24 protein-coding genes are annotated in these 22015 nt (G+C 43.1%); 6 read left to right on the top strand and 18 right to left on the bottom strand.

All coding sequences use genetic code 11. The annotated features are described in order from the left end of the window. Positions 1-51: 51 nt before the first annotated feature. Positions 52-891, top strand: coding sequence for a LysR family transcriptional regulator (locus ACQKFO_RS10750; RefSeq protein WP_427598621.1), 840 nt, complete (start codon positions 52-54; stop codon positions 889-891). Positions 892-946: 55 nt separating this feature from the next. Here ACQKFO_RS10750 and ACQKFO_RS10745 read toward each other — a convergent pair whose 3' ends face one another. From ACQKFO_RS10745 to ACQKFO_RS10670, 16 genes are all read right to left on the bottom strand, one after another. Then, a complete protein-coding gene (locus ACQKFO_RS10745) occupies positions 947-2398 on the bottom strand; it encodes an ABC-F family ATP-binding cassette domain-containing protein (RefSeq protein ID WP_427598620.1) in 1452 nt (483 codons plus the stop codon). Further along, on the bottom strand, positions 2302-2874 hold the full coding sequence (locus tag ACQKFO_RS10740) for an ATP-binding cassette domain-containing protein (RefSeq protein ID WP_427598619.1): 573 nt from the start codon (positions 2872-2874) through the stop codon (positions 2302-2304). Before ACQKFO_RS10740 ends, ACQKFO_RS10745 begins: the two co-directional genes overlap by 97 nt. Positions 2875-3343: 469 nt before the next feature. After that, positions 3344-4276 carry an NAD(P)H-binding protein gene (locus ACQKFO_RS10735; RefSeq protein WP_427598618.1) on the bottom strand — a complete coding sequence of 311 codons (933 nt, stop codon included), beginning with the start codon at positions 4274-4276 and terminating at the stop codon, positions 3344-3346. Positions 4277-4324: 48 nt separating this feature from the next. Further along, a complete protein-coding gene (locus tag ACQKFO_RS10730; RefSeq protein ID WP_427598617.1) occupies positions 4325-4894 on the bottom strand; it encodes a TetR/AcrR family transcriptional regulator in 570 nt (189 codons plus the stop codon). Between the two features lie 128 nt (positions 4895-5022). Continuing rightward, positions 5023-5802, bottom strand: coding sequence for an SDR family oxidoreductase (locus tag ACQKFO_RS10725; RefSeq protein ID WP_427598616.1), 780 nt, complete (start codon positions 5800-5802; stop codon positions 5023-5025). A gap of 345 nt (positions 5803-6147) precedes the next feature. Further along, positions 6148-6330, bottom strand: a complete 183-nt coding sequence (locus tag ACQKFO_RS10720) for a hypothetical protein (RefSeq protein WP_427598615.1) — start codon at positions 6328-6330, stop codon at positions 6148-6150. Positions 6331-6410: 80 nt separating this feature from the next. After that, positions 6411-6851, bottom strand: coding sequence for an NUDIX hydrolase (locus ACQKFO_RS10715; protein ID WP_427598614.1), 441 nt, complete (start codon positions 6849-6851; stop codon positions 6411-6413). A gap of 166 nt (positions 6852-7017) precedes the next feature. Further along, entirely contained in the window at positions 7018-7608 is a 591-nt protein-coding gene (locus ACQKFO_RS10710; RefSeq protein WP_427598613.1) for a kinase, read from the bottom strand. Positions 7609-7948: 340 nt separating this feature from the next. Next, positions 7949-8467, bottom strand: coding sequence for a hypothetical protein (locus ACQKFO_RS10705; protein ID WP_427598612.1), 519 nt, complete (start codon positions 8465-8467; stop codon positions 7949-7951). Further along, a complete protein-coding gene (locus tag ACQKFO_RS10700) occupies positions 8464-8856 on the bottom strand; it encodes a nucleoside 2-deoxyribosyltransferase (RefSeq protein WP_427598611.1) in 393 nt (130 codons plus the stop codon). Before ACQKFO_RS10700 ends, ACQKFO_RS10705 begins: the two co-directional genes overlap by 4 nt. Before the next feature lie 120 nt (positions 8857-8976). Then, positions 8977-9420, bottom strand: a complete 444-nt coding sequence (locus ACQKFO_RS10695) for a cell wall hydrolase (protein ID WP_427598609.1) — start codon at positions 9418-9420, stop codon at positions 8977-8979. 110 nt (positions 9421-9530) lie between these two features. Continuing rightward, positions 9531-9998, bottom strand: coding sequence for a DinB family protein (locus tag ACQKFO_RS10690; RefSeq protein WP_427598608.1), 468 nt, complete (start codon positions 9996-9998; stop codon positions 9531-9533). A 74-nt stretch (positions 9999-10072) separates the two neighbouring features. Then, entirely contained in the window at positions 10073-10309 is a 237-nt protein-coding gene (locus ACQKFO_RS10685; RefSeq protein ID WP_427598607.1) for a hypothetical protein, read from the bottom strand. A 120-nt stretch (positions 10310-10429) separates the two neighbouring features. Then, on the bottom strand, positions 10430-11482 hold the full coding sequence (locus ACQKFO_RS10680; RefSeq protein ID WP_427598605.1) for a site-2 protease family protein: 1053 nt from the start codon (positions 11480-11482) through the stop codon (positions 10430-10432). A gap of 63 nt (positions 11483-11545) precedes the next feature. After that, the gene (locus ACQKFO_RS10675) at positions 11546-12712 is read right to left on the bottom strand and encodes an ABC transporter permease (protein ID WP_427598604.1); all 1167 of its coding nucleotides are present in this window, start codon (positions 12710-12712) and stop codon (positions 11546-11548) included. Then, a complete protein-coding gene (locus tag ACQKFO_RS10670; protein WP_427598603.1) occupies positions 12693-13445 on the bottom strand; it encodes an ATP-binding cassette domain-containing protein in 753 nt (250 codons plus the stop codon). The genes ACQKFO_RS10675 and ACQKFO_RS10670 overlap by 20 nt, the downstream gene beginning before the upstream one ends. Positions 13446-13611: 166 nt before the next feature. On the opposite strand from ACQKFO_RS10670, the gene ACQKFO_RS10665 reads away from it, so the two are divergent. The 4 genes from ACQKFO_RS10665 to ACQKFO_RS10650 all read left to right on the top strand — a co-directional run bounded on the left by ACQKFO_RS10665 (position 13612) and on the right by ACQKFO_RS10650 (position 17117). Next, entirely contained in the window at positions 13612-14310 is a 699-nt protein-coding gene (locus tag ACQKFO_RS10665; protein WP_427598602.1) for a LytR/AlgR family response regulator transcription factor, read from the top strand. Positions 14311-14334: 24 nt separating this feature from the next. Next, on the top strand, positions 14335-15306 hold the full coding sequence (locus ACQKFO_RS10660) for a sensor histidine kinase (protein WP_427598898.1): 972 nt from the start codon (positions 14335-14337) through the stop codon (positions 15304-15306). A gap of 119 nt (positions 15307-15425) precedes the next feature. After that, positions 15426-15575, top strand: coding sequence for a hypothetical protein (locus ACQKFO_RS10655; RefSeq protein WP_427598601.1), 150 nt, complete (start codon positions 15426-15428; stop codon positions 15573-15575). A 288-nt stretch (positions 15576-15863) separates the two neighbouring features. Further along, the gene (locus tag ACQKFO_RS10650) at positions 15864-17117 is read left to right on the top strand and encodes an MFS transporter (protein ID WP_427598600.1); all 1254 of its coding nucleotides are present in this window, start codon (positions 15864-15866) and stop codon (positions 17115-17117) included. Positions 17118-17153: 36 nt separating this feature from the next. Here the strand turns inward: ACQKFO_RS10650 and helD are convergent, their stop codons facing one another. Both helD and ACQKFO_RS10640 read right to left on the bottom strand, forming a co-directional pair. Further along, entirely contained in the window at positions 17154-19481 is a 2328-nt protein-coding gene (helD, locus tag ACQKFO_RS10645) for an RNA polymerase recycling motor HelD (RefSeq protein WP_427598599.1), read from the bottom strand. Between the two features lie 256 nt (positions 19482-19737). After that, complete coding sequence (locus ACQKFO_RS10640) at positions 19738-21060, bottom strand: D-serine ammonia-lyase (protein ID WP_427598598.1); 1323 nt, start codon at positions 21058-21060, stop codon at positions 19738-19740. A gap of 319 nt (positions 21061-21379) precedes the next feature. On the opposite strand from ACQKFO_RS10640, the gene ACQKFO_RS10635 reads away from it, so the two are divergent. Then, entirely contained in the window at positions 21380-21844 is a 465-nt protein-coding gene (locus ACQKFO_RS10635; protein ID WP_427598596.1) for a GNAT family N-acetyltransferase, read from the top strand. Positions 21845-22015 lie beyond the last annotated feature (171 nt).

The following is a 22015-nucleotide window of genomic DNA, read 5'->3' as shown; positions in this document are numbered from 1 at the left end:
GAAATGAATAATAATAATGTAGACGATTACGTTTTGTAATGGAGGTGCCTTATGCAACTTGACTGGATTCGAACTTTTGTCACTCTCGCCCAGCTTCAGCATTTTACGAAGACAAGTGAATTCCTGAATCTGTCTCAACCGACCGTGAGCGTCCATATCAAAAAATTGGAACAAGCGTTGGGAATCGAACTTATCCACCGTTCCTCTACGAACCAGGCTTTCCAATTAACACCTGCAGGAATTGGAGTGTTTGAACAAGGCAAGAAGATGTTGAAGCTGTGGAGATCGATGGAACAGGTCACACAAATGACTGAGGAAATCCTTTTAAGGATCGGGGCCACTCACACCGTAAGTGACGTACTTCTTCCCGACTTTGTCAAAAAAATCAAGATCCTTTATCCTCACGTCCGCCTTCAGCTGATGATCCACAATCATGAAACCATTGTGGAGGCACTGAATCACCAAGATCTAGATCTTGCTCTTGTAGAGGGAACACGGGGACTCGAGCCCTTTCATTTGGAAGTAATCAGCCGGGACGAACTGCGTTTCTTCGCAAGCAGCAGAATGAATCTGGTTTCTTCCCCTCTCATCCTCCGTGAAATCGGATCAGGAACTAGGGAATATGCCGACGATTTCCTAAGATCCGAGCGAATCGTGCCCTCAGAAATCCTTGAAGCAAGCAGTCATTACTTAATCAAGCAGCTCGCAGTGAGGGGGCTCGGGATCGCATTCCTGTCAACCTCATTGGTCAAAGATGAAGTGTTTCAAGGAAAGCTAGTCCCGATTGATCCTTATGTGATTTACCGGCCATTTTATGCCGTGTATACCGAAAATCCAAAATCCGGATCAATCGTAAGAGAGTTAGTCGGGTTGATTGAGAGTCCTTCTTAAATATAGGGACGGACCTTTGCTTCCACACGAAGCAAAGGTCCGTCCCTCTAAAATATCACTCACTATAACGCAGCCACAGTTCCATCTCAGCATCCAGTTCTTTCACGACATCCAGCTTTCTGCCATACAGGTTATTCAGCTCATCGTATTCAATATTACCTGTCTCCATGGCTAGATCAATTTCTCTTATCTCGTTTTCCAGACTCTCTATTTTCTTCAAGGCTTTGGCCTGTATTATCATTTCCTCATTGCTGCCTTCAGATTTTTGTAATGGTTTCTCATTCTTTTCATCAGAAGACCTTTTCCTTTCCGTCAGGCTCCGCTTCCTCTCGATTTCACGTTTATACTCATCGTAATTCCCATGATAGCTCCTCAAAGAATAATCCTCCACAGCAATGATTCTCTCCGCCATCCGGTTGATAAAATACCGATCGTGGGAAATGAAGAAAATCGTTCCGTCGAAGTCATCCAGAGCAGCCTCAAGGGTTTCGATTGAATCAATATCGAGATGATTCGTCGGCTCATCAAGTATCAGTAAATTGATATCCTGAAATAATAGCATGGCAAGCTTCAACCTGATTCTTTCCCCACCTGACAGATGCTTCACTTTCTTGAAGACGGTGCCCTTGTAGAACATGAACTTTGCCAAGTATTCCCGGGCTTTCCCTTCAAGTATGGAGATATCCTCCCGGAAACAGTCCAGCACGGTGACTTCCTCATTATTAAAGGCAATGTTTTGTGGTAAATACGCTGGCTTTACATTGGCACCAAATTCTAACACACCTTCATCCGGACGCTCTTCTCCCATAAGCATTTTTAAGAAAGTGGTTTTCCCGCTTCCATTCGGACCCAGCATGCCTACCCTTTCTCCAAAATGAATCATGACGTCTGCGTTGTTAAAAATCATTTTATTCTCATAGCGTTTAGAAAGTCCCGCCGCCTTGATGGTTTCATTTCCGGATCTCTCTGCAGCTCGCACATCCAACCTCATATTCCTTCGATCAAACACTGGCTTATCGATGCGATCCATCTTATCCAGCTTCTTTTGAACGCTTGCGGCTCTTTTAAAGAACTTGGTATTATCAGCCCTCATCGCCCAGTCACGCAGACTCAACACGGTCTTTTCCATGCGGTGGATTTTCTTTTGCTGTTCCCTGAAATGCTCGTATTGAATGCGCATATTTTCTTCTTTTTGGCTGATAAAAGCGGAGTAGTTACCTTTATAGCTAATCGAACTCATATCCTCGATTTCCATGATTTTTGTCACGACGTTATCCAGAAAATAACGGTCATGGGATACGATGATAACCATTCCTTTGTAGCTCTTCAGATAGCCCTCCAGCCATTCAATCGATTCCATATCAAGATGATTGGTCGGTTCATCAAGAAGCAGGATATCCGGCTCGTGAATCAGGAGCTTTCCGAGGATGACCGTTGTCTTCTCCCCTCGCTCAACAAGTCGAATTCCCTTTCCAAGAAGCTCTCCGTCAGCTGCAGCCCTGTGCACACCCTGCTCATTTTCTCCTCTCGTTCATACCCTCCCTTTACTTCAAACAGCTGAGTGAGATCACTGTAATTAGTAAGTGCCCGCTGGAGCTCATCCTCCTGTAAAAAGGTCATCTGCTCTTCCAGTTCACGCATCTGTTTCTCGACTTTGTCAATCTCTTCAAAGGCCAGATTCAGGACATCACTGACTTTCACCCCTTTTGGGTACACAGGAGACTGTTCGAGATACGCTTTTGTCGCTCCCCTCGACATATGAATCAGGCCTTCGTCATACCCATGGCTCGATGTCTGGGGGTAACCAGGATAGTAATTCATCGGCTCGATTCCTGCAATCAGCTTCAAGATTGTGCTCTTACCGCTTCCATTTGCCCCAACGATTCCGACCTTATCCCCTTCATACACCTCTAACGATACATCCTTCACGACCAGCGTCGCTTCCATATATTTTTTGATCCCATTTAATTTAAGTTCCAACATACACGTTCCTTCTCTCATCCATATTTGACGTTACACTTTTTATGGATGGCGTTAAGAAAGACCTTCACTTCTATTCATTTGTATAATAAAAAAGACCGTAAGAAGAGGGTTTCTTCTTACAGTCCTGTAGCATCCATGTATCGTCATGTTCATAAAGCTGCCCAATCAGGCATATGCAAAAAATGCCTGGCACAGCAAGCCTAAGCTGAATGCTTCACGAAACATGATCATCCTGATATCAGTAAAGTAAGTTTCCTTCTAATTGCCCTGATTCCATAAAGAGCATAACAAATAAGCCTATCTTTCGTAGACCTGTTCACACTCAATAAAAAAATCCGTATTAATTAAAAAATAAATTAATTAGCAAATAGTTGGTTCCATAAACTTACTTTCCCTCCTCCGACATTTTCTTAATTATTGCACTTTTTGGTAAATTTGTAAATAGGCAGGCTGGAGGTCCAGTGTCTGATTACATTCTCATATAGGCTATTGTTTCTGCAATCCCCTGTTCATAGGATGTGTGCTGCCGCGTGCCCAACAATCCATCCACCTTTTCTCCAGATAGAATGGTAGGTTCCAAGTTAATATACTGCATCTCCAACGCCTCGCGCATTCCCTTACCTGCGAATAGAGCGTACACAGCAAACATCGATTTCGAAATATAATAAAGCCCCTTATCTTTCCCAAGCTGCCTTTTTAGAATCTGCTCTACCTCGTTTCCTGTTATCGGTGCTACCCCGGGTATATTCCAATTATGCCCGAATGCTTCCTCATGGCACGCAAGCTCCACCATTGCTTTAGCCCCATCCTTAGTATAAATGAATTCCCGGGCGACATTCCGGGGACCTACGAACCCTGCTTTCTTCTTTGTCAACAATTGCTCTAGTGTAAAGTGAATATAAGTGTTGGTCGCGTTCGGTCCATAAAAGTCGGGAAAATGGCAGATAAGTGCCGGAACAGAAGATTGCTTGATCATTTGATCCATTTCTAAGCGCAGTTTGCCTTTACGTGTATGAGGGTGTTTTTCTCTTTCTTCTGTCAGCTTTTCGCCCCCGCTTCGTCCGTAGGCATAGATGTTGTCTACAACGGCCAACCTGGCATTATTTTGTTCCGCTGCAAGAATGATGTTCCCCGTAATCGTACTTAATTTATGTTTCCACTCTTCATAAGGCAGGTTCATCGCATGAAAGATGATGTCACTGCCCTTTGCGGCATGATTAAGCTGGTCTTTATTTTCTGCGTCCCCAGGCTTGATTTCGACAGTTTCCATACCTCCGAATAACCTGGTCAACTTCTCTTTCCCTCTTGCAAATGCAACGACCTCGACACCCCTGCTGATCAATTCCATTACAAGGGCATACCCCATTCCTCCAGAAGCACCCACCACCATTACCTTTTTCATTAAAAGCCCCCCTTTAATTAACCACTGGTCAAATACATCCAAAAAATTTTATCCTATTGATTTCAGGATAAAATTCACGTGCGATTGTGCAAGGTTCTCCACTTCTTCATAGGTTTCATCACAACGGCAGTAATGACTGACAAACCCGTGTAGTGCCAGGAATATCGACCATGTCTGCTGGATGGTGATCTCTTGTTCGCTTAACTGGATAAGGGCTTGAGCAAATTTTTCATAGGATTCGTTCGGTCCTTTGTTCACGTAGCTTTTGACTTCCTCATCCGCAAGCAGAAACATCATTTCATACTGGCTTTTATGACTGAGCCCGAATCGAATGAATGCGAGGAGAATCCCCCTCAATTTCCCTTGGTTATCCATATCTTGATCCATTACATCATCCAGCCATTGATCCAACAGCTTAAAATCGGTTTCGATCATGGCATAGAACAATTCTGCTTTATTTTTGAAATGGTAGTAAATGGAGCCATGACTGTACCCAAGCTCAGACGCAATCTGTCTCATGGACACCTGCTGGTAGCCCTTCTTCCGAAAAAGCTCCCGTGCCGCCGCCATCACCATTTCTTTTGTTAGCTCCTGTGCTACTGCTTTTCTCGGTGACATACATTTCTCATCCTTTTTATTGACCAGTGTTTAATTAAATGGTACTTCGTATAGGATATTGGTGTCAAGGTATTTTTTACCAATAAGAGGGACGGACCTCCGCTAAGCCGGAGGTCCGTCCCTCTTATTTACTTACCCAAAAAACCACCCTCTGACTTTATTAGCTGCCCGGTAATCCATCCGGAGTCATCACTGGCTAAAAATCGGATCAACTTCGCTGCATCTTCGGGTTCACCTAGACGTCCAATTGGAAACATTGGAAGTAAGTGTTCCCTTAATTCGTCACTGATCCACCCTGAATCGGTCGGACCCGGATCAATCGAATTGACGGTGATGCCAATTGGCGCGAGGCCGACGGATAATGGCTCCGTGATAGCGATCAACATGCCCTTTGATGCGATATAGGCCAGGTTATTGGGATCCGGTCCCTTTGAAACCATGTTGATGATCCGCCCGTCTTTTCTTTCAGGAAACGCTACTTCATATCTTTTCGCAAACTCCATCGTCAGCATGAGGGTCCCGCTATTGTTCACTTGATAATGTTTATCCAGAATGTCTTTATTCAAAGTCCGGAAATTGGCCGGGGACTCGAATGTGGCATTGTTTACAAGTATGCTTGGTGTTCCCAGAGTTTCCTCAACCCGATCCATTATTCGACGAGGCGATCCGTCTTCGCTCAGGTCAACCTCCATATGAAAGGCACGTACGCCCATTTGTTTTAATTCTTCACATAAGGTTTCCGGAAATTCATTCTCTACTCCATTTCCACTCGCCTCATCAAACGCGGTCCAATGGGTAAGAAATATATCAGCTCCAGCACCAGCAAGCGAACGACAAATCGCTGCCCCTATTCCTTTTGAGCGGCTTGCCCCTGTCACGATTGCCATTTTACCTATTAAATTGGTCATTGCATATTCCTCCAATTTTTACAGGAAGCTAGCAGATGTCATTAAGAGATGTATATATCCCTGCACAAAAAAGTGGATACACAAGTATCCACTCAGGGTGTCGGGTATTCAATCACACCAGGTGCTCCTTGTATATGATGGTCACATAGACACACTTCTCCCGTCAGTATGATAGGTTCATAGTCTATTGATCTCGTTCATCATTACAAGATTGTCCACATGTCTGATTGAAGTCCCCTTTCGTCAACATCTCTTACTTAGAAGAATAATGGAATTTTTTTCAATAGACAATCTATGGTTTTCGAAAAAGCTTCAGTAATTTCAAATACTTCTGAGCTCTTCAGATCAATGCCCCGAACCGCCACCGGAGTCACGCCCCCCTCCCATGGTGTAATTCCGATCTTCACCAGCTTTAGTAGAAGGGTGGATTCCCTGTACGTGTCGGTCGTTGCCTCTTTTCTTACGGCGGATATCGATGAGGAACGCGAATAATAACGTGCCTGTAATCAAGATTACAAACCACCACATAGTATCACCCCTTATACAGAGTATGAAGGCACATTGAATTTATCCCTTATTTCGTTATCAATTTGATGGTACTCCCCCAATCAAAATTCGATGTAAAACGGATGCTTCGTTTCATCCAAACAATATTCGATTCTCTCCATGAAGTTCTTCCAATCCACCATATCCAAGGCTTCCTCAACCGGAAAGAACCCGACTTCCAGACTTTCCGGGGATGTTGTCGGTTTCCCTCCGACCGGTGTGGCCAAAAACAGTGTGTTACAGATCGAACGGCTTACATTCTGAAACACCCCGCAAAATTTGACTATTTCAATATCGATCCCGCTTTCTTCCTTCGTTTCCCGGATGGCCGCTTCCTTCAGGGACTCGCCTTCTTCCACTTGTCCCCCTGGCATTTCCCAACCTCTTCTGGGACCTTTGATTAACAGGATTTCTCCTTTTTCATTCTGTACGATCGTTGCTGCAGAGATGATGTGTTTGGGTGGGGAATAAATAGTTGATGTGCGTTGATCATTTGGAATCAAGAAACCTCTCCTCCTCTTCCTTATTACTACCAATTATTTCAAAAAACAAAAAGGAACTCAATCGTTATTTATTAATACTGGAAAATCATGATACTGGTTCCCAGTCTTACTTTTATAAAGTAGGCTTTTCATGATAGGCAAGCTTGGTTAAGCTATCCAATCGTTATCAAGTCTTCAAAACAATATCAGCACTTTCCCATGGAGAAAAGGTTTCCATATAATAATCTTCCGCCTTCCAATATCTCTTTTCAAACTTTTCCCGTTTCTGTTTAGCAGACTCTGCTTCCCGAATAAATCTCTTTTCCCGTGGACAATCCAAAAAGATGAGATGGTCATAAAAGTCCGTCCATTCTTTCCTTTGGAGAAAGACACCTTCCACAATGATGAGACCGGACTTAGGCATGGGAATGGTTCTACAGTCATGGGAATCCGTATTTGAATCATAGAACGGAAGGGTGATTTGCTTGTTGTGCTTCAGCTTTCTAAAAAAATTTTCTCTTAACCAACGAACATCCCATTGCAGGTGAAAATATTCATACCACTCTTCATGACCCGTATGATACCGTCGCCTTCGTTCAACGATGTGGTCATCGATGTGAAAGATATGGTGGTCGCTCTTTTCTTTTTTCAGGGTTTCCCTCAGTTGTTCCACGAACGTTGTTTTTCCGGAACGGCTTAGGCCGTCTATTCCTAAAATGGTTCTGTCTTTAGTTTGAATAGTAGCAAGGAGTTCCTTTACATCAAATTGAATTTTCATTATGTTCTTCTCCCTTGTACATGTTGGTTCGATAGGATCGTTCGTTATGGAATATCGCAAAATTCGCATCAAATACTCTTCGTTCTCTCATATAAACCCTCAGTTTCATGCATGAGATGACCTCTTTTAACAAAAAAGAGGTCTTAGAGGAATATTTAAGTCTATTGAAAGGAGTCTGGAGGTCACAAGAGTACAGTAATGATCCTGTTTGACCAACATTTGATCCGGATTCGAGATTTATGAACCTGAATCACAATTCTATGATTATGTGCCACCTTTTTAATATATGAACATCTTACCGGTTATTCTAAATTCAGAATCAAGGTCCGTCCCTCTATTATTACAAGCTGTCTTCATATACCACTGTACCATCTTGATTGTAGATCGATAGGTGAAGCTCGCTCTGAATGGTGAGATCCCTTTTACTTTTATCATAAAATAAGATTAATCCACGTTTCCCGTCTAATGGCTGAATGATCGTTGTGCCGTCATGAAATTCAACCTTCACTTCCTTGGCTTCGTCGAGGAGGAGCTCGTCGTTTATGATCACATGGGCATGGGGCATTCCGGTATTGCTCATTCCGAGGTTCACTTTTTGATCGTCGTTACCACTCCATCCGACATAGTCTTCTACCAACTTATCACTCTCGTTGTTGGATAGATAATAGATTCCATTTTGAAGTAAAAGGATGGTAGAGTCCTTTGTCTCTTCAATGGTTAAGGGATGGATATCATTTTCCTTGATAAAGTCGTCCACTTCCTGCCGGGAAGGAGAAGTATAGTTGGTATGCGCTTCTTGATTGGAACACCCAATTAGGGGATAGCCTACTAGTATAAGGGCTATGAGAACTCTTTTCATAGAACTTTCCCTGGAGACACATAGTCTACTAATTCCTCAACGGTTCCGGTACATACTTCGACCTCAGACAAATGATAGAATGTCGTTGTTTGATCAAAGTCACTTACTTCGTTATAAGGGGAATATAAGATTACCCGTTTATTGAGACCAAGAGCTATCCCCAGTTCAACGTGGCTTCCTTTTCCACCCGGCAACAATACGAGGATCAGATCGGATTCGATGATGGCCTGTCGTTCCTCTTCACCAATCTTTTTCAGCTCCTCAACGGTGAAAGCCCTGCCATTCAGCGTCCAGTCATATGTATGGATATACCCTTTCCTTTTCAATCGTTCACTGACGTCACGTACTTGCTTAATGTTATGAAAGCTTGATGCAACATAAAAGTTCATGAGAGGCTCCTTTCTTATTGAAATCACAATCTGATTTTACCATAATATCTCAATTTAAAAAGGGGAACACCCGCTAACCAGGAGGCTCCCTTCAGAATTTGCCAGATGGAAATAGTATGCTTACCCACCCGTATAAACACTTGCACATGATCCCGCTGCCGGTTCATAATAACAATGATTTTTAAATTGACCTGAAAAAGGTTGATCGTACCAGGTTGGAGGACATGGGGCATAGGGATTGAAATACCAAAGAGCATATTTAGCCGGGTGCTGAGCCCAATAATCCAAATTCTTTTTGGCTAATTTTTTTTCAACCGACCTCGCCCTGTTATAAAAGAGGTTCCCTTTTTGGACGGCTTCAAAGGAATAATTTCCTCCCTGTACTTGAAAAATGACTTGTCGGATACTTCTCACCTTTTTAAAGTCTAAACAATCCGCTTTCGCACGATTCACGATGACGTTTCCGACATATAACATACCTTGCTTCCCTTCACCCTCGGCTTCCGCTCGCATCATCCTTGCCATCAAAGCAACATCTGCATCTGTGTATTTGACTCTTGGCATTTTTTTCACCTCAGAAATATTTTATGAAAAAAGCCCACATTGATGTCATTATTTATAAATTTGGAGAGGTTAGTTTTTAAGTACGACAGAACTGCTTGACTGCCTTCTCACTATTCAAACATTAAAAGCCCTGGGTCCTTGCCACAATGCACCAGCATAGAATGTAGTTGTCCTCTATGGTGATACAAATGAGCCACTATTTGTAAAAGCCATTCATATCTTGTGTACGTCACTCCCCAATGGGAAGTTGTTTCCGTGAGAAGAGCTTTTTCTGATAAGTTCTGATACTTAGAACAAAGTGATTCGAAATGTTCCAGTAATCCTTCCCGTATCGATGTTAGATCTTGATACGAAACCGACAAATAAAAAACTTCCATATCCTCTTGAGAAGCTTCATTGGAAATGCGCCAATCCGCTTCACAAATAAGCGCAATATGCTCTAAAAGTTCTCCGACGGAATGCTTGTCAGGTGAAGGTCTATCAAGCAGGTCTTTCTCTTCCAATTGGTTGATCATTTTCACAAGGGTTTCGATACAAACCTGAATTTGATGTAATGCTGATTTACAATAGGGATTCATCTTAACCTCCTTCAAGGTGAGTTGTTCAGAAAGGGTGCTGATGCCGTCTCGGCCTGGTTAAGGGCGATTGACACTCACCTCTTCTTCCGTTCATTTCCCCTTTTAAAATTACCTGTTATCTTTGCCATGATCAGTTGGACGGCTTTGTCAGTTACTGCCGCGTTCACATTTTTAATAAACTTTTCCGCTTCCTTCCCTTTTAAAATTTTCACCCGTTTTCCTTCATATTCGATAAAGACAGATTGATCTTTATTGATCCGATACTGAAAAGGAGCTTCATCTAATCGGTTTCTTTTGTCTGTATTGTCCATGTTTATCCTCCATTAGTTGTATCATCTAATTATTCTTTGTACGCTGTAACTTCTGCATGGTTACTTCCAGCAATGATTTCCTGTTGATGCTCGTTACTCCAGGATATATCCCTCTGATTCTTAACCAGTCATCTTCGCTTCGACCAAGTTGGATAGTGTTTTCTCAGCTTGATAGAATCCGTATAGTGGTTGATTGTTTAATATGATTTCATTTACTTTTTTCAAATAGCTTCTCGCTCTCTCATGATCATTCTGCAGATGGGCAATGATCGCTTTGCCTCTGTAGTAAGAGACAGGTTCAATGTTGGAAAGTGAGTTCTGAAGGCGAGTGATTTCTTTGATGTTGGCTTCACCGTTTAAAAAGCAAGATAATTGCTTCATATGAGTGAGAAATGCCATCTGGAATTTATTGTTTTTCGTGATGGGAATCTGAACATATGGAACCATGGCTTCTTCAGCGGAGGGAAAACCATGCTGCTCAATTTCAAAGTAGTAGTTCATCAAGAAAAACTGCACATTCTCCTCCACTGCTTCCTTTTGTTTTGCTTCTTGTATAAAGTCCCGGTTCCATTCAAGAGGATGCTTCTTACTGAGCATCTCTCTCATGATAACTAATTCGTCCATTAGCTTGCCTGCTTCCTCATTCTTTTTGATCAATGTGAGGAGAATATAGCCGTCGGTTCGCATATTTGATTTAAGGGGCACAATAGTTGCGGCAAATATACAGGCATTCATGATGGCAAGATAGAAGAAAAACTCGTTGGATGTCCAATCGAATAATAGATAAAAGATGATTCCTGCTATGAAAGATAGAATCGGTCCACCTGCTGCAAAGGCTGCCCATTTTGGAATAAGGGCTTCTTTTTTCACAAGGGGCGGCACCATCATGGCCACTCCTCCAAAGAAAAACCAGCGCTTATTTTCTCTTAATTGTATACCACTTTTCGTTTGTTCGAATTGAATCGGCCCGAATGCTAAAAAACCAAATTCAAATCCTTTCCACCTACCTGTCATCACATGACCGAGTTCATGCAGGCCAACCGCAAGCAGCCATGCCAGGAAAAGACCACCGATCACGGCAGTCATTTCCCTCGTTGGCTCGTACCAAACCCCCATTAATAAAAGGAATAACCCAATAAGAGATAACCATTTTGGTGTAAAGAATGACTTCATTTTTATAACTCCCAACTCATTGTTTATAAAAGCAACCACCATAGTGATTGCTCATACATACTATTAGTTCATTACCCATTTATCCTTCAAGAACAGGATTCTGCCAATCACAAATATGACTAGCATAAAGAGAAGGTTGCTTCCGAATGTCAGGAAGAGATGCTGATAATCGATCACACCCATGAACAGTTCTTTAAATTGGCTGAACAGGTTCAGGACCGGAATGGCAAAGTGTTGAAAAGATAGTTCATTCAGTCCAACATTCGTGATGATCATACCGGGAAAGGCTGCGAGCATCATGATCGGCGCGCTGTAGCTTTGTGCTTCCTTGACGGTTTTCCCTATAATGCTGGTGATCATTTGAAGTGAGGCAACAAACACCGCGTACACGATGGTGAGAAGCAGGGAAAGGATGATGATCATATACACATTATCTCCAAAGGATACAGCAGCTTTAAGATTTTCTGTAAAAAGGTTGATTTCAATCGCAAGCACGACCAGCGTTACGATTCCCGTGACCACACCCACTGTTGCAATGGTCAGCCACTTTGCCATCAGTAGTGTGGAGCGTTTGACCGGAGTCATGAGTAATGCCTCCATCGTCTTCTTCTCTTTTTCACCGGCAAACAAATCGGCGGCAGATGGACCCGTTCCCACACCTATAGAAATGGCCAGTATCAATGGAACAAGGAAGGCAAGTAGGAACATGCTTGTGTCATCGTCTGACATCTCCTGTTGAGTGATGTTGAATGGCTCAATAAGGGAAAGGTCCGTCCCTTGAGCTTCGAGTCTCTCTGCTGTCACTTGTTTCTCATAGGAGCTCAATGCAGTGGTGACAATATTCATAAGGTTGCTGGATTTCTGGCTTAAGGAGTCACCTATGATGGTCACACCTGCTTCTTTTCCTTGTTCAATGTTCCGCATGAAATTAGGACTTACAATCATGGCGGCAAGGGCCTCCCCTTCTTCAAGGGACTTTTCAGGATCAGCAGTTTTCACAATATCAATCGTTTCATATCCTGAAAATAGATCTGTCACTTCTTTACTGACAGACGAATTGACGGCAAGGGTGTACGTTTCTCCTTCGTCACCGGAAAACATATTTTCATAGAATAATACGAGTCCACTCATCATGAAGATGGGCAATAGGACCGTCAGCAACAGGGTTCTCCTGTCGCGGAAGCTGTCCTTCAATTCTTTCAAATAGATATTAAGAAGCAAAGTGTTCATCCCCTCTCACCAACTTGCTCATAAAGATATAGTTCATATCCCGACTTTCTTCTGTTTGATAGAGGTGTTCGATGTCGCCGTGATACACCAATTCCCCTTTATGCATCATCGCTACCTTGTCGCATAGCAAGGAAACTTCCTCCATGATATGGCTGGAGAAGACAATCGTTTTCCCTTCGCGTTTCAGCTGATGGACGAGCTGCCGAAAGACGTTGGAAGACGTGATGTCCAACCCTGTCGTTGGTTCATCGAACAGGATGATATCAGGATTGTGGATCAACGTTCTCGCGATGGCAACCTTCTGACGCATACCTTTCGAGAAACCTGAAACTTTCCGGTCGAGGTAATCCCTCATCCCGAACATCCTCGCCAAATCATCGATGCGCACCTTCGTTTCATGCTTGCTTAAACCATATAACAGAGCAAAATATTGAAGGTTTTCCCTGGCGGTCAATCGGTCATAGAGTCCTGTTTCCCCTCCGAATAATACACCGATTCTCGTTTTTATTTCATTTGGGTGTTTAATCGTATCGTATCCTGCTACTTTCACAGATCCTTCAGTAGGAGTCAGTAGCGTTGCGATTGTTCGGAGCAGGGTAGTTTTTCCGGCTCCATTCTCACCTAGAAGGCCAACGACCTCACCCTTCCCCACTGAAAAAGAGACATGTTTAAGCGCTGTGACATACTTCTTCTTGTCCTTGAACTGTTTCGTTACTTCCTGTATCTGTATCACTTTCTCTCACCCCATCCATTTATTATCTTAGGTCCATCATACAAACAAATAAGGAAACAATCTCCACTTATGTCGTGAAAAGTCCATTTCATGTCGTGAAAATGCCAAATTCTTCATTAGAAATGGTAAAATAAAGGGGACTTCAGAAGATGCGAGGCGAGAAGAAATGAAAATCGGTCTAGTAGATGATCGGATGATAGATTTAGATAAATTGAATGGCATCATTTCCCGCATACAGAATGTGGAGATTGTCTTTTCCACCACTTCGGCAGAAGAAGCCTATGATCAGATCAAGAAAGAAACGATTGACGTGTTGATAGCCGATATCGAGATGCCTCATTTGTCAGGTTATGAGCTGGCGGATATCATTCATTCCCATGCCCTGGATATTTCCGTGATATTCGTAACGGGAAACAGTGGCTATGCCGTCCATGCCTTTGAATTGAATGTACATGACTACATCATGAAACCCTATACAAATGACCGCTTGATGAAATCCATCGAGCGACTTATGGAAAAGTCAAGGTCCGCTGAATTGACTGGAAGACTCTATTTAAAACAAAAGAATGATATCCATATTGTGCAGAAGAAGGACATTGTCTTTATTGAAAGATCCGGGCGATCGACTACGATCTACACCAAGGATGAAGAAATCAAAACCTATCTCACCTTGAATGAACTCGAGGGTGAACTACGCGAGCGGGACTTCATCCGCTCTCATCGATCCTTCATCATCAACATTCACTACGTCAAGAACTTCTCTCTCTATGCGAAAAACTCATATGTGATCACATTTGAAGGACTCGACAAGCAAGCCATGATTACAAAGGAAAAGGTCGATTTCCTGCAAAAATATTACTTTTAAAAAGGTGGTAACGCTGTGAATCACATGAATTTTTATTGGGTTACTCTCATCCTGCTCGGGTTCGTGCATCTGCATGCACTTCTATTGAATCTGCCTTGGGACGTCCCTTTCTATATAACATTTCTAGTAGTCTCTCTCACTCTGTATATACTATCTAGAAAAAAAGGGAGCTTTTTCTTTAAACTAGATATGAAGTGGAACATTGCCCTTTTTCTCATTCAGATCCTCCTGTTGCTCCCGTACCTGGTGATGAAGACTTCCTGGTTTTACGGAGTATTTCTGGTGATATTTATTTGCCTGGAATGTATAAGGTGGGAAGTGTCAAATCGAATGGCACAGCTTTATAAAGAAAACGGTCAATTTGAAGAAGAGCGTGCACAGCTCACGGAAACCTTCCGGATCGTTCGCAGTGAAAGACATGATTTTCTCAAGCATGTTTCCTCAATCCACTATATGCTTGAAAACCGGCACCATGAAGAGGCCACAGCCTACCTTGATGATTTGGTCGATGGATATGAGGAAACGAATCTTTCCATAAAAGGTGAACGAGGAAGTATCGCAGGCATTCTTCATCAAATGTACAGCCAGGGAAAGGCTTTAGGGATGACGATGATCTACGATATTGACATGCCACTATCCACCCTGCCCATTCCGGATAAAAAGTTGGTGACACTACTTGGAAACCTGTTATCCAATAGCATCGATGCATCCATTGAATGGCAGAGTCACTACCGTAAATCCGCCACCGTCACCCTGCAGTTCTACAAACGAAGCGGGCTGTACGTGCTGATCTGTCAAAATCCGAGCCTTCCGCTTCCGATCCACATTCTGGATAAGCTTTATCAGAGTTATGGTCACACGACAAAGGGAGAGAAACATGAAGGGCTCGGTACCCGTGTCATTCAGGACACGGTCGTCGATCACCAAGGATTACTGGACTTTGTATATCGGGATGAAGAATTTACGGTGAAGATTAAATTTCCGGCAATCCATTAGAAGTTTTATTTGAATAGTTATGTCGAATATTTTTGTTACATGCAAAGGTACGTCCCTCAGGTGCATGCCAGTGTGTTCCATAAAGTTTTACCAATATAATAAAAGGGAAAAGAGAAGCTATGATCAATCATCTGAGAGGAGGAAATCCCATCTTTGGAGATTCTGGAGTTGCGTTATTTGTCATCATACCCATGGCCATTATCCTGGTCCTGATTGTAGCTACGATCCTCTTTTTCAAGAGAAAATCAAAGAAGGATAAGAATTTTTAAGGTTCCTGTGGTCAAAATGGAATTGTTGAAAATTCATATATAAAGGGTTGGCCGAATAATAGTAAATGCGAACTTTCGGCCAGCCCCTATATTCAATTGAATTCACACAAATTCAAATTTCGTTTCAATCTCCCTGCATTATCACATTCCCTTCTGTCATCACATCCCTAGTTTATTCTTTCATCCAGAAGCATCTAATCATTTCAAATTTATTCCCTTAACTCAATCACTTAATAATAGTTCAACTTATTTTCTCAGAACTATATATAATAAGATTAGGTGATTAATATGAAACGTCTACATTACAGTTGGATAATTTTAGCCATTTCTTTCTTTTCAATTATAGTGGCCGGCATTGTCCGTTCTTCATCCGGAGTGTTTATTGAACCGTTTGAGAGCGAATTTGGATGGGACAGATCCATCATTTCCCTTGCGTTCGCTGTTGGTCTGTTTTTGTATGGAATATCCGGTCCTTTTATGGCGGCCCTCATTGAAGTGCTCGGATTAAAGAAAATGATGATCGGATCGATGGCTACTTTATTGGTGGGAACTCTTCTCACGTTAGTCATGAATCAACCATGGCAGCTTATCCTCATCTGGGGCATCATCATCGGATTGGGCTCCTCTCTTTTTCTAACAGTGCTCAGTCCTTATGTGGCCAATCGATGGTTCGTGAAACGGAGAGGACTTGCAGTGGGAATATTAACAGCAAGTACCGCAACGGGTCAGTTGATCCTCCTTCCGGTTTTAGCCATCATCATTGACCGATATTCATGGAGAGGGGCCATCAGCCTCATCATCATTCTATGCATCATCATGTTACTCATCATCGCCTTCTTTATGAAAAGCTCCCCTAAAGATATCGGTATCGAGCCCTATGGAAAGGTTGACCGTATTCAAGTCGATGAGGAAAAGCCCAGGAATAATGCGATTGTGATTGCGTTCAATGGATTATTCCTCGCGGTTAAAGTAAAAGAATTCTGGTTACTTGCGGGAAGCTTCTTTATATGCGGACTGTCCACCAGCGGCTTGATTGGGACCCATTTTGTCTCCTATTGTTTAAGCTATGGGATTCCATTGGTGACGGCTGCATCCTTACTATCTTTCATGGGGATATTCGACCTTGTCGGCACCACATTATCCGGCTGGCTTTCTGACCGCTTCGATAATCGCTGGCTGCTGTTTTGGTATTATGCCTTAAGAGGAGGTTCTTTGGTCTTACTTCCCTTTGCATTATCTGAAGGGTCTGTTACTTTGCTCATCATCTTCTCCGTGTTCTATGGACTGGACTGGATCGCGACCGTACCTCCTACCATCAACATCTCGAGGCAAATCTTCGGAGTCGCCAAAAGCGGGATCATTTATGGGTGGATCTTTGCCGCACATCAGGCCGGAGCAGCCGTTGCGGCGTTTGGCGGCGGGATCATATTCAATCTATTCAACTCCTATACTTGGGCATTTTTCCTCGCCGGAGTATTCTGTGTGCTGGCCAGTTTGTTTGTCGTGTTGATCAAGAAGGAGGGACGGACCTTGTACTTCTGATTTGAAGTACAAGGTCCGTCCCTTTGTGTCAACAATTTAAGACGGTTCTCTATTATAGAGTTCCGCTTCTACATGTTCAAAGAATGGACTCGGTTCGCCTACGCTGAATAGCTGCAGCTCGTGCATGGCTCTTGTGCAGGCTGTGTAGAATAAGCGACTGAGGCTTTCATCACCATACGAGCGTGCGGACGCGTCATAAAGGATGACGGTGTCAAATTCGATTCCTTTCGCTAAGTAAGCCGGGATGACGATCACACCCTGCTCATATTCAAGGGAGGCGCTTTTCAAGAGCTTGATGTCTTCCACGCCACTTAAGGAGGCATATGCGGCTTCACTTTCTCTCGCAGATTTACATATGACAGCTATGGAATGATAGTCCTGGCCCTTCCACTCCTCTATTTTTGTTGCAATCTGCCTGTGAAGTTCATCGTGATCGGCAACCTTGGTGAGCACCGGTTTATCCCCGTCCCGGTCAAATGGGGATATCCGGTCGCCGCCAGGCACAAGCCGGCGAGTGAACTCGATGATCGGCTTGGTGGACCGGTAGCTCTGATTCAGGTTGATCACGTTGGTTTCATCCTCTCCATAGAGTTCTGAGAGTGTGCTGAAATCCACGTGCGTACGGGCATGGGCAAAGATCGCCTGATTAAAGTCCCCGAGAACGGTCATTTTGGCTGAAGGAAACAGACGCTTGATGAACTCGAATTGAAAAGGCGAGTAATCCTGAGCTTCGTCGATGAGCACATGCTTAATCGACGTATTGGTCTGAAAGCCGAGAATCAGCTCTTTTAACAATAAAAAAGGAGTCGCATCCTCGTAGGACAGTTCCCCTTCCTCGAGCATGTTCACTGTCGAATAGCAAATATCCTCCCACTTTTCAGGGATCTCCTCATCCCATAATGTGGAGATGTTCGCCGGCTCGGAAAAAAGCTGTTGATACATTCCCTTCACGTCCACATATTGAAATCTCCCGATCGCTTTTCTCAGTCCCTTGAATCTCCTACGAACGATCCATCGGGCAAGCGCATCATATTCGATTTCATAATCATTCGAAGGATTTTTCTTCTGCAGATGCTGATGCGCTTTATGATAGTCATCATTGCTCATCAGTTCGATTTCTTCTTCGACCCAAGGCTTGCTCCGTTCAACCTTCTCTGCTTCATCGATCTGTAGATTGATCCAATCGGTCAATTTCTCCAGCCTGTTATGAAAACGCAGTGACGTGTCACTGGTATAAAATCGTTCCTTGATATGTTTTGCTGTAATGATTGGCTTTCCACGAAACTTAATTCCTTTGAATCGCATCCCGGATTCCTCCAGTGACGCTCTGTATAATTTAATGATGTCAAAGAAATCCGACGATGCCTTGAAGGAGATGCTTGCCGCCCTGTTCCGGTACGATGGGGCATCCGTTTCAGTCAGGACATATTCCAATTGACTATATGGTCCCTCCAATTCGAACTCCTCACTCAAACGATGGTCCAAATATTCCTGAAAGGTCACCTGCTCCATATTCTCTTCGCCAAGCTCAGGCAATACGTTCGATACGTAGCTGTTGAACATGGCGTTCGGGGAGAACAGAATGATTTGATCTGCCTTAAGACTGCCCCGATATTTATAAAGTAAATACGCAATCCGCTGAAGGGCGGCCGATGTTTTCCCGCTGCCCGCTGCACCTTGAACAATGAGAAGCCGTCCATGATCGTGCCTGATGATCTGATTCTGCTTCTGCTGGATGGTCGCCACGATGCTGTTCATATGGGTATCGGTCCGCTTCCCAAGCACCTCCTGCAAAATTTCATCCCCAATTGTCAGGCTGGTATCGAACATGGAGTCGATGACGCCGTCCCGGATGAGATACTGCCATTTTTTCTCCAGGGTTCCTTTTATTACGCCACCCGGTGTGGTGTATTCTGCGGGACCTGGCGGATAATCATAGTAAACACTCGAAATCGGGGCACGCCAATCATAGACCAGGAAACCTTCGCCGCTTTGATCCGTTAGGGTGGCAATACCGATATAAACCTTTTCAGACGCTATTTCCCCCTCTTCGGTAAAATCAATGCGTCCGAAATAAGGCTTTCCCTTCATTCGCTGTAGGGCCGATAACTTTTTTACAGCCTGTCTGTGAGTGCTTTGACTGACGGTCAACACTTGTGCCTGCTGCCTCAAACTAAGGACGGTTTCCAGAAAATCATCGAACGTATCCGTATTTACCTTGACCTCATCCCAGAAGTGCTTGCGGATCTTCACCACTTCCTGTTGGCGCCGTCCGGTTTCATCCTCCAGACGTCCGATTTGCTCCACAATCGTCTCAATGACACGGTCCACACGTTTCTGCTCCTGCCGAATTTCAAGCTTCATCCAAGCACTCCTTTTCCTAAAAAATTGAGGGTTGACGAATGAGTAAATTATGTTGTATAATTATTATTGAGGTAATATGTTTTAATTTACTCAATTTAAGCGTTTCTGTTCTAATTTATCACAAATACCCATTCAAATCAATATAAATATGAAGACTGTCGGACGTTTAATTTTCGTTTGGCAGTCTTTTTTTGTGTGAGAAAAAGAGGGACGGACCTCATGCCTTCATTTGAAAGTAAAGGTCCGTCCCTCTGCGTTATAGTAAACCATTCCCCTTAGAAACATAACCTTCCATAATTGATGAAGGCACCAAGTTTCCACCGGTAGCCCACACTAGATGAGTAGCATGATTTAATTGATTACTGGTTAACGAAAGTGATTCAAGATGCTTACGTATTTGCGGCAAGGTTGGACCTAACATCCCTGCAAGCGCGGAAGGTTCTAATGAAATGGACTCTGATTCATGTAAAAGAGCAAGCATTTTAAATAAGTTCTCATCGCTCACTGTGTACACACCGTTCACAATTTCCCGCACCATCCTTCCTGCCAATGCCGAAGGGCGCCCGACTGCAAGTCCATCAGCTTCTGTCCGATTGCTTAACCCTATATCCCGGACAGAAATATTTTCGTGCTTTCCAGTCGATAGACCAAGAAGCATACATGGAGAATTGGTTGGTTCGGCAAAGTAACAATGAACATGATCGCCAAATACATGCTTCAAACCGTACGTCACTCCTCCAGGCCCGCCTCCAACGCCGCATGGCAAATATACGATCAATGGATGATCCCTGTCGACGGTAACTCCCTCTTCTTCAAACTGGTTTTTCAACCGCAGCGCTGCGACTGCATAGCCCATGAAAAGATCCTTCGAATTTTCATCATCTATGAAAAAACAATTCGAGTCCTTCACACATTGCTTTCGCCCCTCTTCAACGGCATGGGAGAAATCATTTTGATGCTCGATCACAGTTACACCTTTTTCTCTGAGAAGCTCCTTTTTCCACTCTTTCGCTTCACGTGACATATGAACCGTCACATTGAAACCAAGAGCTGCACCGATGGTCCCAATACTTAAGGCTAAGTTACCCGTCGAGCCTACCGCAATGGAATATTGTGAAAAGAACTCCTTATATGAGCGATCGGCAAACACTGAATAGTCATCCGACAATTGAATCATATCGTGTTTAAGTAAAAGTGTTTCTGCAAGTTTCAGTACTTCATAGATGCCTCCCCTTGCTTTAATGGAACCGGCAATGGGCAGCTCATTGTCACATTTCAAGAGTAACTTTCCAGGTATAGTGATTTGATAATACTTTTCCAGTTCTTGTTGCATATACGGGAGCCTTTGGATAGGTGATTCAATGATTCCGTTCTTCTCTTCTGTTTCTGGAAAAGCTTGTTTTATGTATGGGGCAAATCGCAGAAACCTCTTTTCAGCTTCATAGATATCAGTTCCGTCTACATTGTTTTTTTCAGAATTGACGCAGGATTTTAGTGATGAGTTTGACCAGAAGGTCTCTTTCATTGCTTTTAGATCGGAAAGTAAAGCAGGTTTTAAGCCGTAGGTATGTTCCATCATTATCTCCCCCTCGATTTACGTATCATTTTACAGAAGTTTTGGAGCCTTTAGAAGTTTAATGTTAACTATTTCTAGAAGGTAAAAAAATCGTAGGATCAGTATGACACTGTTTGTAGAAATCTATGATTTTTTATCAATTTCCGGGGAAATAGTTGTAGAAATTTGGAGGACAAGGCGATGGTCCCCCTGATCCCATAAGAATGCTCATATTGTATATGAGTTTGTCAGGATAAGTGCCGTTGTACCTGTAACCTTTGTAGATATATAATAAGAGTTAGAGCACTTAATAGATTATTCAGACAATCAGGAGTGGATACGGATGAACATTCGAAAGGTAACACCAGAATACGAACCTGTAATTAAAGAATGGTTAAACAATCCAGTGGACTGTATGCTTGTCACAGGTAGGCAACCCTATTCATCAGATATGTTCCATAGCTGGTGCGAAGCACACGATCAATTCGGATATATATTAGAGGAAGACTCAAAAAGCGTTGCCTATGGCGAGATCTGGGTGGATCAAGAAGAAGAAGATTTGGAACTAGCGCATTTGGTTGTTCATCCTTCTTTAAGAAATAAAGGAGTAGGGAAACAATTGATAAAAGAACTTCTTGAGAAGTGTAAGGAGTATCCGTATGAATGGGTGTATATGAGAATAGAGCCCCAAAATGCACGTGCTATTCAATGCTATAAAGGAGTGGGCTTTGAGGAAGATCCCCGTCTACGATCGTCTTTTAATAGTAAATGGATTTGGATGAGAAAGAAGATCAGAGTGCCCTCTTGATTATATCAATGGGCAATGGTTTGTCACAGCCATTGCCACCATCATTGTGTATACTATCCCTTTTGACAGGTTACCCTCTAGTTGAATCAACACCTCTTCCTCCAACACACAATCAATGAGCCTCATGATCCGGCTGAAAAAAAGCTAAATGCTACTTCGTTTGAATGATTT

This window comes from Rossellomorea sp. NPDC071047 (genome assembly GCF_050270195.1).
GTDB lineage: Bacteria > Bacillota > Bacilli > Bacillales > Bacillaceae_B > Rossellomorea.
This window is presented reverse-complemented; position numbering and strand designations above follow the sequence as displayed.